Source organism: Martelella sp. UBA3392, assembly GCF_002358775.1.
Taxonomy (GTDB): Bacteria; Pseudomonadota; Alphaproteobacteria; order Rhizobiales; family Rhizobiaceae; genus Martelella; species Martelella mediterranea.
The window spans coordinates 932-13,624 of sequence record NZ_DEPM01000284.1; the positions used below are offsets into that span (position 1 = coordinate 932).

General features: G+C 61.4%; 14 protein-coding genes and 1 riboswitch. Of the genes, 9 read left to right on the forward strand and 5 right to left on the reverse strand.

What is annotated here, in order from left to right; genetic code table 11:
- Nucleotides 1-184: 184 nt before the first annotated feature.
- Nucleotides 185-388 carry a heavy-metal-associated domain-containing protein gene (locus B4E36_RS22005; protein ID WP_292055243.1) on the reverse strand — a complete coding sequence of 68 codons (204 nt, stop codon included), beginning with the start codon at nt 386-388 and terminating at the stop codon, nt 185-187.
- Between the two features lie 147 nt (nt 389-535).
- Here B4E36_RS22005 and B4E36_RS22010 point away from each other — a divergent pair, with 147 nt between their 5' ends.
- The 4 genes from B4E36_RS22010 to B4E36_RS22025 all read left to right on the forward strand — a co-directional run bounded on the left by B4E36_RS22010 (nt 536) and on the right by B4E36_RS22025 (nt 4,184).
- Nucleotides 536-1,168: a LysE family translocator gene (locus tag B4E36_RS22010; protein ID WP_292055244.1), complete on the forward strand. Its 633-nt coding sequence runs from the start codon at nt 536-538 to the stop codon at nt 1,166-1,168.
- A 39-nt stretch (nt 1,169-1,207) separates the two neighbouring features.
- Nucleotides 1,208-1,285, forward strand: a riboswitch (SAM riboswitch).
- A gap of 52 nt (nt 1,286-1,337) precedes the next feature.
- Nucleotides 1,338-2,282, forward strand: coding sequence for a homoserine O-succinyltransferase (locus B4E36_RS22015; RefSeq protein ID WP_345900827.1), 945 nt, complete (start codon nt 1,338-1,340; stop codon nt 2,280-2,282).
- A gap of 57 nt (nt 2,283-2,339) precedes the next feature.
- Nucleotides 2,340-3,377: an aldose epimerase family protein gene (locus B4E36_RS22020; protein WP_292055246.1), complete on the forward strand. Its 1,038-nt coding sequence runs from the start codon at nt 2,340-2,342 to the stop codon at nt 3,375-3,377.
- Between the two features lie 27 nt (nt 3,378-3,404).
- On the forward strand, nt 3,405-4,184 hold the full coding sequence (locus B4E36_RS22025; protein WP_292055247.1) for a YdcF family protein: 780 nt from the start codon (nt 3,405-3,407) through the stop codon (nt 4,182-4,184).
- A 5-nt stretch (nt 4,185-4,189) separates the two neighbouring features.
- Here B4E36_RS22025 and irrA read toward each other — a convergent pair whose 3' ends face one another.
- On the reverse strand, nt 4,190-4,606 hold the full coding sequence (irrA, locus tag B4E36_RS22030) for an iron response transcriptional regulator IrrA (RefSeq protein WP_018064543.1): 417 nt from the start codon (nt 4,604-4,606) through the stop codon (nt 4,190-4,192).
- 302 nt (nt 4,607-4,908) lie between these two features.
- Here irrA and fabA point away from each other — a divergent pair, with 302 nt between their 5' ends.
- The 4 genes from fabA to B4E36_RS22050 all read left to right on the forward strand — a co-directional run bounded on the left by fabA (nt 4,909) and on the right by B4E36_RS22050 (nt 9,281).
- Nucleotides 4,909-5,424 (forward strand): 3-hydroxyacyl-[acyl-carrier-protein] dehydratase FabA, encoded by a 516-nt coding sequence (fabA, locus tag B4E36_RS22035; protein ID WP_292055248.1) that lies wholly within the window; start codon nt 4,909-4,911, stop codon nt 5,422-5,424.
- Nucleotides 5,425-5,461: 37 nt separating this feature from the next.
- Nucleotides 5,462-6,688: a beta-ketoacyl-ACP synthase I gene (fabB, locus tag B4E36_RS22040; protein WP_292055249.1), complete on the forward strand. Its 1,227-nt coding sequence runs from the start codon at nt 5,462-5,464 to the stop codon at nt 6,686-6,688.
- 7 nt (nt 6,689-6,695) lie between these two features.
- Nucleotides 6,696-7,505, forward strand: a complete 810-nt coding sequence (gene fabI, locus B4E36_RS22045; protein ID WP_018064540.1) for an enoyl-ACP reductase FabI — start codon at nt 6,696-6,698, stop codon at nt 7,503-7,505.
- A 696-nt stretch (nt 7,506-8,201) separates the two neighbouring features.
- Nucleotides 8,202-9,281: a porin gene (locus B4E36_RS22050; RefSeq protein WP_292055250.1), complete on the forward strand. Its 1,080-nt coding sequence runs from the start codon at nt 8,202-8,204 to the stop codon at nt 9,279-9,281.
- A 128-nt stretch (nt 9,282-9,409) separates the two neighbouring features.
- Here the strand turns inward: B4E36_RS22050 and B4E36_RS22055 are convergent, their stop codons facing one another.
- Entirely contained in the window at nt 9,410-10,429 is a 1,020-nt protein-coding gene (locus B4E36_RS22055) for an alpha/beta hydrolase family protein (RefSeq protein WP_292055251.1), read from the reverse strand.
- Nucleotides 10,430-10,557: 128 nt separating this feature from the next.
- Between B4E36_RS22055 and B4E36_RS22060 the strand changes: the two genes are divergently transcribed.
- The gene (locus B4E36_RS22060) at nt 10,558-11,571 is read left to right on the forward strand and encodes a helix-turn-helix domain-containing protein (protein WP_292055252.1); all 1,014 of its coding nucleotides are present in this window, start codon (nt 10,558-10,560) and stop codon (nt 11,569-11,571) included.
- Here B4E36_RS22060 and B4E36_RS22065 read toward each other — a convergent pair.
- Both B4E36_RS22065 and B4E36_RS22070 read right to left on the reverse strand, forming a co-directional pair.
- Entirely contained in the window at nt 11,568-12,086 is a 519-nt protein-coding gene (locus tag B4E36_RS22065; protein WP_292055253.1) for a methylated-DNA--[protein]-cysteine S-methyltransferase, read from the reverse strand. The two genes, B4E36_RS22060 and B4E36_RS22065, sit on opposite strands and share 4 nt — an antisense overlap.
- Entirely contained in the window at nt 12,083-12,643 is a 561-nt protein-coding gene (locus B4E36_RS22070; RefSeq protein ID WP_292055254.1) for a bifunctional transcriptional activator/DNA repair enzyme AdaA, read from the reverse strand. The genes B4E36_RS22065 and B4E36_RS22070 overlap by 4 nt, the downstream gene beginning before the upstream one ends.
- Between the last annotated feature and the right edge of the window lie 50 nt (nt 12,644-12,693).

Consider the following 12,693-nt stretch of genomic DNA (forward strand, 5'->3'; position numbering starts at 1 on the left):
CCCCGACAGGGGCAGAGAGGGGTAAAGGGCGCAAGCCCTAAAAACTGCAAGCTCCGAACCTCTCGGAGAGGGTTCACCCCTCTCTGTCGCTTTCGCGACATCTCCCCCTCAAGGGGGGAGATTGTGGGCTGCGGCGTTTCCGGATCGAAGCAATCTCAGTCGAACCCGGACAGGCCGGTCTGGCTCACTCCTTCACGTCGTAACCGGAACTCTCAACAGCCTTCACCGCCTGTTCACGCGTTGCCGGCGCACTCAAAGCAAACCGCGCCTCGTGTTTCTCGAGGCTCACCTCCACATCTGAAATGCCCGGCACAGCGGAAAGCGCCTTCGTCACGGTCGCCACGCAACCGCCGCAGCCCATGCCTTCGATCTTGATGGTCTCGGTCATTGTCATTCTCCTTCCGGAACCTGTTGCGGCAGAGATGGGGCTTCCAGTGGCTGGAAGGTCAAGGGCGGTCCGGCGATTTTTCTTGTCACACGCTTGAAAACGGTCTCGACCTCTGTCTTTGCTTGCGGAAACAGGAGATGAAACGCCATGGACCTGCATATCTGGCTCGCCTTTGCCGCCGCCTCGACAGTGCTGCTGCTGATCCCCGGACCGACGGTGCTGCTGGTGCTGAGTTATGCCTTGAGCCAGGGCCGCCGGGTGGCGCTGGCGACTGTCGCGGGCGTCGCGCTCGGCGATTTCATCGCTATGACCGCCTCGCTGGCTGGTCTCGGCGCTCTGGTGCTGGCATCCGCGCAATTGTTCATGGTGCTGAAATGGATCGGCGCGGCCTATCTCGTCTATCTCGGCTTCAAGCTGTTTCGCAGCAAGGGCGTCGGCGATGCCGTGCCCTCGGCCTCGGAAACCGCGCTCCCGCCCCGGCACGTCTTCACCCATGCCCTGATGGTGACCGCTCTCAACCCGAAATCGATCGTGTTCTTCATCGCCTTCGTGCCGCAATTCGTGCAGCCGCAGGCACCGCTCGCGCCGCAATTCGCCATCCTGATTTCGACCTTCGTCACCCTCGCCGCGCTCAACGCGCTCGCCTATGCGCTTGCCGCCGACAGGCTCCGGCAAAAGCTTGCCTCCCCGGTCGTCACCGCCCTCCTGCCCCGCCTCGGCGGCGGCGCGCTGATGGCGATGGGCATTGCCACGGCGGCATGGCGACGGACGGCGTCGTAAGCCGAAAATATTGACGCCTGCCCCGTACGGCGCTATTGACTGCTTCCTCGTGGTGATTTGGCCGGCCGGCTTGCAGCCACGTTAAACAAGTCGCTAAAGGGCCGAGCGAGCGGAAGCCCCCGGCCTGCGATTTGTGCGCGGCCGGTTTTCTGTTTGTATGGATGTGAACATGCCTATCAAGATTCCAGACACACTGCCCGCCTATGAAACGCTGATTGCGGAAGGCGTGCGGGTCAAGACGGAAACGGTTGCGGAGCGGCAGGATATCCGCCCGCTGCACTTCGGGCTGCTCAATCTCATGCCGAACAAGATCAAGACCGAGCTGCAGTTCGCGCGCCTGCTCGGCGCCTCGCCGCTGCAGATCGAGCTGTCGCTGATCCGCGTCGGCGGCCACAAGGCCAAGAACACGCCGATCGAGCATCTGCTGTCGTTCTACAACACCTGGGACGAGGTCGCCGACCGCAAGTTCGACGGCTTCATCATCACCGGCGCGCCTATCGAGACACTCGCCTTCGAGGAGGTCACCTATTGGGACGAGTTGAAGGAAATCCTCGACTGGACGACCACCCACTGCCATTCGACGATGAATATTTGCTGGGGCGCGATGGCGGCGGCCTATCACTTTCACGGCGTCGCCAAGCATCTTCTCGACAAGAAGGCCTTCGGCATCTATCGCCACCAGAACCTGAAGCCGTCCTCGATCTATCTCAACGGCTTTTCCGACGATTTCCAGGTTCCGGTGTCGCGCTGGACCGAGGTGCGGCGCGCGGAACTGGCGAAGGCTTCCGGCATGGAAATCCTGATCGATTCCGACGAGGTCGGGCCATGCCTCGCTCACGAGGAATTCGCCAACCGGCTCTACATGTTCAATCATATCGAATATGATTCGAACTCGCTTGGCGATGAATACCGGCGCGATGTCGAGGCCAATGTGCCGGTCGACCTGCCGCATAACTATTTCCCCGGCGACGATCCGGCGCGCACGCCGCAGAACCGCTGGCGCTCGCATGCCCATCTCTTGTTCGGCAACTGGATCAACGAGGTCTACCAGACCACGCCCTATCATCTGGAAGAAATCGGGATCGGCCGACAGATCGATCGGGAGGGTGCTTGAAGCCCTCCCCTTTCCGGCGCAGTATCGCGCCGCAATGACATATCGCGGAGAAAAGCAATGAACACGCCCCAGGACTTCGGAAAAACCCGAGACGGACAGGCGGTAGAACGGGTCACGATCTCCGGCGGCGGGCTGACCGCCAATATCCTGAACTGGGGCGCGGTGGTGCAGGATCTGCGCCTGGACGGCCACCCGCACGCGCTGGTGCTGGGCTTCGACGCGTTCGAGCACTATCTCGACTATTCGCCCTATTTCGGCGCAACGCCCGGCCGCTCCTCCAACCGCATCGCCGATGGCCGCTTCACCATCGACGGCACGGAATACCAGGTCGACCGCAATGAAAACGGCGTCACCAACCTCCATGGCGGCAGCGACGGCACCGGCGTAAGCCTCTGGGAATTCGAGGAGATCGGCGAGGATCGGGTGACGCTGAAGATCGTGGACCGCGACGGCCGCGGCGGCTTTCCGGGCAATTGCACGATCCGCGCCCATTTTCAGCTCAAGCCGCACGGCGTGTTCTCGGTGGTCTACGAGACCACCACCGACAAGCCGACAATCGCCAATATCTGCAATCACAGCTATTTCAACCTCGGCAATGGCACGGACACGCTGGAACACCAGATCATGATCACCGCCGAGCATTACCTGCCGACCGACGAGCGCCAGATCCCGACCGGCGAACTGGCGCCGGTGGCGGGCACGCCATTCGATTTCCGCAAGCCCCAGCCGATGAAACGGGAATATCCGAACGGGCGGCAGGTGCTGTTCGACCATAATTTCTGCCTGTCGTCGGAGCGCATGGAAAAGCGCCCGGTTATCAGCGTGCGCGCGCCGCCCTCCGGCGTCACCATGGATGTGCTGACCACCGAACCCGGCGTGCAATTCTACACCGCCTTCAAGCTTGACGAGACCCCGGAAGGCCTGAGCGGCTTTCCCTACGGCCCGTTCGCCGGCTTCTGTCTGGAAACCCAGGTCTGGCCCGACGCCGTCAACCATAAGGGTTTTCCCAACGCCATCCTGCGCCCGGACGAGACTCTTCGACAGGAGACGGACTATGTCTTCCGCAAGAGCGAGACCAAGAAGGCCTCGGCGTAAAGCCGCCGGGTCTGGAAACGCGGCCGGATGTTTGTCGCCTCAAAACTGTTCTGGATGATCTTCCAGCCGCTCGCCTTCGCCTTTCTGACGACGCTGGCCGCGCTCGCCTGCCTCGCCTTTTCGTGGATCGCGGCGGCAGCAGTTTTCGCCGCGCTCGCGGCCATCACGCTCGGCATCGCCTGTTTCACCACGACCGGGGCAATGCTGATGGCGGACCTGGAGAACCGTTTTCCCCGACCGGAACTTGAAACGCCGCCCGCCCTGGCAATCGTACTCGGCGGCGGCATCAGCACCGGCATTTCGGCGCGGCGCGGCACCTATGTCTTCTCCAGCGCAGCCGACCGTTATATCGAGGCGCTCAGGCTCGCGCGGCTCTATCCGGCGATGAAAATCCTGGTGACCGGCGGCGATAATTCGCTGTCGGGCAATATCCATGGCGAGGCCGACCCCGCCGCCCGGTTCTTCGCCGATCACGGCATCGCCGCGGAACGGCTGATATACGAGCCGAGCGCGCGCAATACCTCGGAAAACGCCAGCCTGACGGCGGCATTGCTGGAAAATCAGGGTTTGAAACATGCAAGTTGCATCGTCATCACATCGGCCTATCACATGCCGCGTTCGATGGCGCTGTTTGGCCGCCAGCGCATGACGGTGACGCCATGGCCCGCCGATTATCGCACCGATGGCAATATCCGGCTCGGTTTCAGCTTCTACAAGCCGATGATCAACGCGATGATGCTTTCCACCGCGCTCAGGGAGTGGGCGGGATTGCTGCTGCTGCGGCGTTCGGCACGAACGGAGAGTTGACCGTATCAGCGACGCTTGGGGCGCAGCCGAACCACGACATCGATATGGGCGATTTCCATGCCCTCGGGCGGGGTCGGCATGCCGGTGAGCGAAATGCTGCTTTCGGGCATGTCCACGACCTGGTTTTCGCCCTCGATGAAGAAGTGATGATGATCCGAGGTGTTGGTGTCAAAATAGGTCTTGGCGCCCTCGACGGCGAGCACCCGGATCATGCCGGCATTGGTGAACTGATGCAGCGTGTTGTAGACGGTCGCCAGCGAAACCGGCACGCCGGCCTCGATCGCCTCGTCATGCAGTTCCTCGACGGTCAGGTGGCGATCGCCCTTGGCAAACAGCAGTTCGGCCAGCGCAACACGCTGGCGCGTGGGACGCAGACCGCTTTCGCGGAGCCTTGCTTCGGAGATACGATGTCTCGCTGCCATAATTCCTACGGGCGCCTGAACTGTCACAACACAAATATAGCCCGATATAACGGGATTGAGAATCGCTTTCAATAGGGCGAGGGCTTGCGGCACTTGAAATTAAACTGCAAATACGGGCCCGAATGGCGTTTCACTCTGGCAGCAGGCGGCGGCTTCCTGTATGGCCACGGGTGGAGCGAAACGATGAAGGGTTTGCAGATTTTGGTGAAGTAATACCGCCGCGCATTGCTGGAAAGCGGTTACGCCCTTATCTTGAGGCAGACACGAAACCCCCTCGCTGAACGAAGGGAAGCAGAGTTTTAATGAGCACGAGACAATCGCAGTTCGACTACGAGGACATCATCAAGTGCGCCGAGGGCGAGCTTTTCGGCCCGGGCAATGCGCAATTGCCGCTTCCGCCGATGTTGATGGTCCACAGGATCACCGAAATATCGGAGACCGGCGGCGCCCACGACAAGGGCTTCATTCGCGCCGAATATGATGTGGCCCCCGACGATTGGTATTTCGCCTGCCACTTCAAGGGCAACCCGATCATGCCGGGCTGCCTGGGTCTTGACGGCATGTGGCAGTTGACCGGCTTCTTCCTCGGCTGGCTGGGCGAGGAAGGCCGCGGCATGGCGCTTTCCACCGGCGAGGTCAAGTTCAAGGGCATGGTCCGCCCGTCCGTCAAGCTTCTCGAATACGGCATCGACTTCAAGCGCGTCATGCGCGGTCGCCTGGTTCTGGGCACGGCCGATGGCTGGCTGAAGGCCGATGGCGAAACGATCTACCAGGCGAGCGACCTGCGCGTCGGCCTGTCCAAGGACAAGGCAGAGTAACGCTTCGCTTGCAAGTCAAATAAAGAGGTCAACAGATATGAGACGTGTTGTCGTCACAGGGTTGGGAATCGTATCCTCGATCGGAAACGATGCGGCCGAAGTCACCGCCTCGCTGCGTGAGGCCAAATCGGGCATCACCTTTTCGCCGGACTTTGCCGAACACGGCTTCCGGTGCCAGGTCTGGGGCAGCCCGAATATCGATACCAGCGACAAGGTCGACCGCCGCGCCATGCGGTTTCTCTCGCAGGGCGGCGCGTGGAACCACGTCGCCATGAAGCAGGCGATCGCCGATGCCGGCCTGGAAGAGAGCGATTACAGTGAAAAGCCGCGCGTCGGTATCATCATGGGTTCGGGCGGTCCCTCGACCCGCACGCTGATCGATGCGGCCGACATTACCCGCAAGAACGGCTCGCCGAAGCGGATCGGCCCCTTCGCCGTGCCGAAGGCAATGTCTTCGACGGCCTCGGCCACGCTTGCGACCTGGTTCAAGATCCACGGCGTCAACTACTCGATCTCGTCGGCCTGTTCCACGTCCGCGCACTGCATCGGCAATGCCGTCGAGATGATCCAGTGGGGCAAGCAGGACATGATGTTCGCCGGCGGCCACGAGGACCTCGACTGGACGATGTCCAACCTGTTCGACGCCATGGGCGCGATGTCGAGCGATTTCAACGAAAGCGATCCGACCCGGGCATCGCGGGCCTATGATGCCAACCGCGACGGCTTCGTCATCGCCGGCGGCGCGGGCGTCGTGGTTCTGGAAGAGCTGGAACACGCCAAGGCGCGCGGCGCCAAGATTTACGGCGAAGTGGTCGGTTACGGCGCGACCTCCGACGGCTATGATATGGTCGCCCCTTCCGGCGAAGGCGCGGTGCGCTGCATGAAGATGGCGATCGAGACCGTCAACGGCGAAATCGACTATATCAACACTCACGGCACGTCGACCCCGGTCGGTGACAGCCGCGAGATCGGGGCCATTAAGGAAGTCTTCGGCGACAAGCTGCCGAAAATCCAGTCGACCAAATCACTGACGGGCCATTCGCTCGGCGCTGCCGGCGCCCAGGAGGCGATCTACAGCCTGTTGATGATGCAGGAAGGCTTCATTGGCGAGAGCGCCCATATCGATGAACTCGATCCCGAGTTCGAAGGCGTTCCGATCGTGCGCGAGCGCATCGACAACGCCAAGATCGACACCGTTCTTTCAAACTCGTTCGGCTTTGGCGGCACGAACGCTACGCTGGTCTTCCAGCGCTACAATGGATAATGCGCAAATGACCGGACTTATGAAAGGCAAACGCGGCCTGATAATGGGCGTTGCCAACAATCATTCGATTGCCTGGGGCATCGCCAAGGCGGTTCACGCCGAGGGCGCGGAGCTTGCCTTCACCTATCAGGGCGAGGCGCTCGGCCGGCGGGTTCATCCGCTGGCGGCCGAGGTCGGTTCCGACTTCGTCGTCCCCTGCGACGTCGAAGACATCGCCAGCGTCGATTCGGTGTTTGCCGCAATCGAGGAGCGCTGGGGCAAGCTTGATTTCCTCGTTCACGCGATCGGCTTTTCCGACAAGAGCGAACTCAAGGGCCAATACGCCAACACCTCGCGGGAAAATTTCGTCCGCACCATGGTGATCTCCTGCTTCTCCTTCACCGAAGTGGCCAAGCGCGCCGCCGCGTTGATGCCGGACGGCGGATCGCTGCTGACGCTCACCTATGGCGGCTCCACCGCCGTGGTGCCCAACTATAATGTCATGGGCGTGGCCAAGGCCGGTCTGGAAGCTTCGATGCGCTACCTTGCCGGCGACTTCGGCCCGCAGGGGATTCGCGTCAACGCGATTTCGGCCGGTCCGGTGCGTACGCTCGCGGGCTCCGGCGTCGGCGACGCGCGTCTCGTCTACGCATGGCAGCAGCGCAACGCGCCGCTGCGCCGTTCGACCACGATCGAGGATGTCGGCGGTTCGGCGCTCTATCTGCTCTCCGACCTCGCCTCCGGCGTGACCGGCGAGATTCATTTCGTCGACAATGGCTACAATATCCTCTCCATGCCCATCCCCGAAATGATGCGGCGCGGCGATCCGGAGACCTGATTCCGGCACATATTAAGGCTTCGTTAAATCCCAGGTTGCAGAGGACGCGTTCATTTCGATGAGCGCGTCTTTTTTTCGCCTGACGGAATAGGCCATGGAATCAATGCCGTATTCCTCCATGGACGGGTTCGAAACCAGGCCGCGTGATCGCCATCACCAGCGAAACGAACGCTCTAAAACCAAAATATCTTATTGTTATAAAATAATTTTTCCTGCCGCCCTCGACCAGCAGACGTTGGGCCAGCAAACATCCGGGTATCCTTATGGCCTGTTTTTCAGCGTCGGAGGGCGCGCGCGGCAGCGCGTTAAGATTTTGTTCATTTTCTCCCCCGTTCAGCGGGAGCAACAACCGGACCAATACCCGCTACAACTCCGCGAAGCACCGTGCGCCTGCGCAGAAACTCTCTTTTAATCGACTGATTTAAAAGGAATTCTCCGCCAGGGCGAAAAAAGCAAGCTGACGGTTCAGACGCGGCCGACATGATTCGCCATGAGCGGGCTGCATCCGTTTTTGTTGCGAATTTGCACCACCCCCTTTTATTCAATCAAATGATTTATAGTTCCACCTAGGGTTTATTGAGACGGACGCACAAGACGTTGTTAATGGTTGCCAGAAGCCGGGGGGCAATTCACCGGACTTCACTAAATCGGGGCTAGCGCCTCCTTTCCATGCTCGATTAAATTGAGGATTTAACTATGACCATCAAAAGCCTTTTCCTGGGCTCCGCAGCAGCTTTCGCCGCTGCCTCCGCTGCCCAGGCAGCTGATCCGGTCGTCGTGATCGAACCCGTACAGGCCAACTATGTTGAAGTCTGCGACGCTTTCGGCGCCGGCTACTTCTACATCCCGGGCACTGAAACCTGCCTTAACGTCGGCGGTTACATCCGTTTCCAGATCGATGCACAGACCGGCGGCAACGTCGAAGACACCTGGAACGCCTGGACGCGCGGCCAGTTGGTCGTATCTTCCAAGACCGACACCGAACTCGGCGCTCTGACCGGTGTGATCGTTCTGAACAGCGAATACTATTCGAACGATGGCTCCAGCGACACCTACATCGACGAAGCCTACCTCGGCCTCGGCGGCTTCCAGGCTGGTAAGTTCCTCAGCTACTGGGATGAAGGTCTTCTCGGCGAAATCGACGACCTTGCAGGTCAGACCAACTTCAACTCGATGCGCTACGTCTATGTTGGCGAAGGCTTCGTAGGCGGTCTCTCGCTCGACGCGCTTGAGCCCTCCATGGTTGGCCTTTCCAACTCTGGCGACAACACGCCCAAGCTCGGCGTTTCCGGTCGCGTAGGCTTCCAGGCTGGCGGCATTGGCGCCAAGCTCGATGTTGGTTACGACACCTACAACGAAGAAGCTTCGTTCCGTCTGATGACCTCGCTGGCACTCGGCCCGGGCTCGCTCGACCTCGGCGCCAACTACTCCACCGGCTGGAACGCTTACGCCAACTCTTACGGCAACAACGACTTCCAGAACTACTCGCTGCCGACCCCGACCGTTATCCCGGGCGTATATGCTGAGTGGGCTCTTGCTGCCGGCTACAAGCTGAACGTAACCGACAAGTTCTCCATTACGCCTGCTGCTCAGTGGACCTCGGCCAAAATCCCGGGTGCCGACAACGAAGACTACTGGTCCGCCGGTGCGCTGTTCGACTACACCATCGTCGAAGGCCTGAGCGCCAAGCTGAACGTTGAATACACCGACACGCCTGATCAGTACTACGCTGATGACTACTGGGCCGGTTGGTTCCGTCTGCAGCGCGACTTCTAAGTCACGCAAACAGATCGCAGGGTCCTTCGGGCCCTGCACTACCCCCGGAGCGGCAACGCTTTCCGGGGGTATTTTTTTTGATTAGTCGCGGGCTTTTGGCCCTCTGTGTCGCCAGCCGTCCGAAGCCATCACAGCCCTGCCGATGCGGCAACGGCCTTTATGATTTTTTTGTGGGTATCGGCGCGATCCACGCCGTCCGGATCGGTGCAGACCGGATCGTCCTGTTCTTCGGCGAGCAGTTCAGCGCCGCCGGACTTGCAAAGTCCCAGAAAGGTGATGTGGTAGGACGGCGCGACCACTTGATAGTCGGCATCCGCCAGGCGATTGGCGAGATTGCTGCCGTTTTCCGAGACATCGCCGGTCTTCAGTCGGTCCCGGTCGCCGAGATTGATGAATGACACCGGCACGGTCACCGCCTCCACGCTGGCCGCCGTCGCCGTATAGGTGAAGGCTGGGTCGATGGCGATGACGTGGCCGATCCGGTCGTCGCGGCCATCGGCGGAAAAGCCCTCGGGCAGATGATCGAGATCGACATTGCCCTTGGCCAGAAAGCCGCAATCGGTCGCTTTCGGATTGGCTAGGCAGTAGTCGCGATAGACCTCCCAATCGAAACGGAGACCGCCGAGATTGAGCACAGTTGCACCGCCAAGCGAGAAGCCGAGCGCGGTGATCCGCGACCTGTCCACATGCAGCCCCAGCACCGGATCGGAGAGCAGCGCGTCGAGAGCCGCGGAAATGTCGCCTGCGCGCCGGTCAAGATAGAGCGAGGCGCGCGGCGAGGAATCGCCCGAGGTGCTGCCGGGGTGATTGACCGCGAGCACCATCGCCCCCTTTTCGACCAGCGCCGAAAACAGCCATGCACTGTTGTCCATATTGCCGCCCGAACCATGGGAGAAGACGAACAGCGGATACTGGCCTTCGGCAATGCGCGCGCCCATCCACACCGACGCGCCATGGAAAACCGGATTGTCGCCGACGACGCCGCGATAGCTTCTGACGCCCGCAGGATACCAGAGGCTTGCAGCAACCGGCAGGGCGCGGTCCGGCGGAAACACGGTCATCCGCTCATAGCCGGGAAGGTCTTCTGCCGCGAAGGCATGCGCGGCAACGCCGCAGGAGAACAGGAGGGAGAGAAGAATGCTTTTCATGGACGTATCCTTTCGGGTTGAAACCGCCTCCTTCTCGTAATTTTCGGCCTCTCCGGCGTCCTCTATCCGGTTTCAGGTCGCCCGGAACCGGTTTATGAACTATCAGACCGGCAGATGAAGGAGACGACATGCTGGTTTTGCCCGTCCCGATGGTCACCGCTCTGGTGCTTGGTTTTCTGATCCTGCGGGTGCTGACGGTCGAGGAACGGCCGCCGGTGGTGATCGTGTTTCTTTCGGCCTGCGCGGTGCAGAGCCTGATCGTCGCGCTGCTGCAATATTACGGGCTGTCTCTGCTGCACCCGGTCCAGCCGGTGACGGCGACCCTGATACCGGTCCTCGCCTGGCTGACTTTCCAGACCGCATTTCTGCGTCCGCTGAAACCGGCACGTGACAGCCTCCACCTGCTTGTGCCGGCCTTCACCGTCTTCTGCATCCTTTTCGCACCCGCCACGATCGACCTCATCCTGCCGGCAATCTTCATCACCTATGGCGGGCTGATCCTTTACGTGCTGAAATCCGGCGGCGATGCCCTGCCGCTGGCGCGGCTCGAGGCGGGACGCCAGCCGCTGTGGCTGTGGACCGGCATTGCCGTCAGCCTGCTGGCATCGGCATTGAGCGACAGTCTGATCGCGATCGCCTTTCTCTCAGACAACCCCGGATGGGCGCAGCTGATCATTTCCATCTTCACCTCTTGCGCGCTGCTTTCGGTCGGCCTTCTGAGCGTTTCGCCAAACGCATTCGGCGAGACCGAAGCGGAGGCGCCGCCGCGCCCCGCCGCAGCGCCCGTGCCGGAGGAAGGCGACCGCGCGATCGTCGATCGGCTTGACGGTTTGCTGACAGAGGAAAGGCTCTATCTCGAACCTTCGCTCACCCTCGCGCGCCTCGCCCGACGGCTGCAGATGCCGGCAAAGCAGCTTTCGGCGGCGCTCAACCGGGCGACGGGCGAGAATATCTCCCGCCACATCAACCGGTTTCGAATCGTCCATGCCTGCGAAAGGCTCGTTTCCGGCGACAGCGTCACCACCGCCATGCTGGAAAGCGGCTTCAACACCAAGTCGAACTTCAATCGGGAATTCCAGCGGGTTACCGGCAAAAGCCCTTCGGCCTGGGTGAAGGCGACCCGGCTTTCTGAAAGCCTCTAGAGCCGACCAGCGAACAGGTCCGCCTGCGGCGGCTCCTCCCAGGCATTCTCGAGCTTCAGCAGATATTTCTTGGTCGGCAGACCGCCGCCGAAGCCGGTCAGAGCGCCGTTGGCGCCAATGACGCGGTGGCAGGGCAGCAGGATTGGCAGCGGATTGTTGCCATTGGCGGTTCCGACCGCCCGGCTTGCATTGGCATCGCCGAGCGTCCTGGCGATCGCGCCATAGGTCGTGGTCTCGCCATAGGGGATTGTTGCCAGATATTCCCAGACGCGGTTCTGGAAACCGCTGCCCGACAGGTGATAGGCAAGGTCGAACTGCTTCAGTTCGCCGGCGAAATAGGCATCGAGCTGACGCCGCGCCTCTGCGAACGGCGCATCATAGCGCTGCCAGTCCGGCTGCGGCCCGAAGGCTTTGTGGCCGGTTGGAAACGAGATGAAATGCAGCCGGTTGCCATCGCCGGCGACCAGCAGAGCGCCCACCGGGCTGTCGATATAGGTATAGAACAACCCGCTCATCGCGCCGGTCTCCGGATCGCCGAGGGCGGCCGTCCGTAAAGACTCGCAAACGCGGCATTGAAGCGCCGGACGCTGCCGAAGCCGGCGCGCAGCGCGACTTCCGTGACCGGCAGCGAAGTCTCGTCCAGAAGCCGCTTCGCCCGGCCTATTCTCAACGTCTGCGCCGTCTGCAATGGCGAGGCGCCGACATGAACCGCAAAAAGCCGCGACAGATGCCGCGCGCCAACGCCGAGGCGTTCGGCAAGGTCCTCCACCGTGCCAGCGTCCAGCGCGCCCTCGCCGATCAGCTTCAGCGCCCGCTCGACGGTTGTGCGCGTGCCGTTCCAGGCCGGCGAAAACGGCGCGGTTTCCGGCCGGCAGCGCAGGCACGGCCGGTAGCCCGCCCGCTCGCAGGCGGCCGCCGTCGGGAAGTAGCTGACATTCTTCGTCAGCGGCTGTTTCACCGGGCATACCGGACGGCAATAGATCATCGTCGTTCTGACGGCGGTAAAGAACCTGCCGTCATACGCCGGATCGCGCGCCTGCCGCGCCGCTTCGCATGTGTCGAAATCCAACATGGCCCGATTTTAGCAGCGCCGGTTGAGGGAGGCGAGCAAGTTGTCATTAT